This window comes from Rhodococcus sp. NPDC047139 (genome assembly GCF_040643435.1).
In the GTDB taxonomy this organism is placed as follows: domain Bacteria; phylum Actinomycetota; class Actinomycetes; order Mycobacteriales; family Mycobacteriaceae; genus Rhodococcus.
In genome coordinates this window covers 1-2,432 of record NZ_JBEYUH010000043.1, presented here as the reverse complement: position 1 = coordinate 2,432, position 2,432 = coordinate 1, and the positions used below count along the sequence as shown (strand labels likewise).

At 66.5% G+C, this 2,432-nt stretch carries 1 protein-coding gene; it reads left to right on the top strand.

Annotation, left to right across the window (positions count from 1 at the left end):
• Positions 1 to 2,432 (top strand): amino acid adenylation domain-containing protein (locus ABZ789_RS22590; RefSeq protein ID WP_358428893.1); only part of this gene is annotated, 2,432 nt, incomplete at both ends.

Sequence of the window (2,432 nt, the reverse complement as noted above, 5' to 3'; positions counted from 1 at the left end):
GTGGCGGCGTTCGGGCATGCGGATGTGCCGTTCGAGCGGTTGGTGGAGGTTCTCAATCCGGAGCGGTCGCAGGCGCGGCATCCGTTGTTCCAGGTCGCGCTGTCCTTCCAGAACTTCGAGCGGGCCGGGCTGGAGCTGCCGGGCCTGACGGTGGCTCCGGTGGAATTGGACGATGTGTCCGCGAAGTTCGATCTCGATGTGACCGTGGCGGAGAGTTTCGACGTCTCGGGTGCGCCGGCGGGGATGTCGGTGGTGTGGACCTATGCGACGGATCTGTTCGACGAGTCGACGATCACCTCGTTCGCGGAGCGGTTCGTGCGGATCGTCGAGTCGGTTGTCGAGGACGCCTCGGTGCCGGTCGGCGACATCCGTCTGCTGACCGACGCCGAGTTCGCTGCACTCGCACGCGTTTCCGGGCCGACAGTTGACGTGGAAGGCACGTTGCCGGACCTGTTCGTGCGGATCGCCGACTCGGTGGAGGCGGACGTCTCGGTGCAGTCCGGCGACATCGATCTGCTCGACGACGCCGAGTCCACCGCGCTCGCGCATCTTTCCGGCCCGACGATCGACGTGGACGGCACGTTGCCCGATCTTTTCGTCGCCGGGGCTGCGCTCGACCCCGAGGCGATCGCGGTCCGGGCCGACGATCGCTCGATCACCTATGCCGAACTGGACTCGGAGTCCACGCGTCTCGCGCGATTTCTCATCGGCAAAGGCATCGCTCCGGAAACCTTCGTCGCCCTGGCCCTGCCGAGGTCGTACGACATGATCGTCGCGGTCTGGGCCGTCGCGAAGACCGGTGCGGCCTACGTCCCGGTGGATCCGACCTATCCCACCGAGCGGGTCGAGCACATGTTGTCGGATTCCGGTGCGCGCACAGGAATTACCACCTCCGAATACTCCGGTGGGCTCCCTGAGACCGCCGAGTGGATCCTTCTCGACGATCCCGAAGTGAGCGCGCACCTCGCGGCGATCTCGGGTGAGCGGCTCGACCCCGGCGAACGGATCGCGCCACTGCGGCCCGAGAACACCGCCTACCTGATCTACACCTCCGGGTCGACAGGTCTGCCCAAGGGCGTGTCCGTCACCCACGGCGGGTTCGCGAACCTCGCAGCCGAGAAGCGCTCGAGGTACGGCGTGGGCAAGGACTCCCGCGTTCTTGCCGTCGCGTCGCCCAGCTTCGACGCATCGGTACTCGAGTTGCTTCTCGCCACACCCAACGGAGCGACGCTCGTGATCGCACCGCCATCGACCTACGGTGGTGTGGAGCTGATGAACTTGCTTCGGGACGAGCGGGTGACCCATGCATTCATCACCCCTGCCGCGCTCGGATCGGTCGACCACCACGACACAGACGATCTGCGGGTCGTGCTCGTCGGTGGCGAGTCGTACACATCCGAAGTCGTCGATCGGTGGGCTCCCGGCCGCCGGTTCTTCAACGTCTACGGGCCGACCGAGACGACGATCCTCGCATCTTCGAGTTCCGCTCTCGATCCCGGTGATCGCTTGGTCATCGGTGGCCCGCTCGCCGGTCGGGAATTCCAGGTGCTCGACAGCCGTCTCCACCCGGTTCCGCTCGGCGTGACAGGTGAGTTGTACATCTCGGGTGCCGCGCTCGCCCGTGGATACCATGCGCGGCCGGCACTCACCTCCGGGCGTTTCGTCGCCAACCCGTTCGGGATCGCCGGCGGGCGCATGTACCGGACCGGTGACCTCGTCCGCTGGATCCGTCCGGGTGAACTGGAGTATGTCGGACGCTCCGACTTCCAGGTGAAGGTCCGAGGCCTACGGATCGAACTCGGGGAAATCGACGCCACCCTCGAATCCCATGAGTCGGTCGGATTCGCGGTGACCACGGGTCATCGGCTGGAATCGGGCGCGACCGTGCTGGTCGCATACGTCCAGCCGGCACGGGGCAATGTCGTCGACGTCGACGAACTCTCGGATTTCGTGGGCACACGTCTGCCCTCCTACATGGTCCCGACCACCTTCGTCGTGATCGACGAGGTGCCGCTCACCCCGGTCGGCAAACTGGACCGACGTGCCTTGCCGGAACCGGTGTTCGAGTCCGCCGCCTTCCGCCCGCCCCGGACTCCCGTGGAAGAGGTCGTCGCGTCGGTGTTCGCCGAGGTGCTCGGCGTTGAGCGGGTGGGCCTGGACGACGACTTCTTCGCACTGGGCGGCAACTCGCTGTCCGCGACCCAGGTGGTGTCCCGAATCGGGGCGGCGCTGGACGCTGCGGTTCCGGTACGGGCGTTGTTCGAGGCGTCCACCGTGGAGGATCTGGCCGACCGTGTCGCCGATCAGGCCGGTGCCGGGGATCGCGCCCCCCTGGTGGCGCAGGAGCGTCCGGATCGGGTGCCGTTGTCGTTTGCTCAGCAGCGGATGTGGTTCCTGAACCGGTTGGATTCCGCGTCGGTGGTCAACAATAT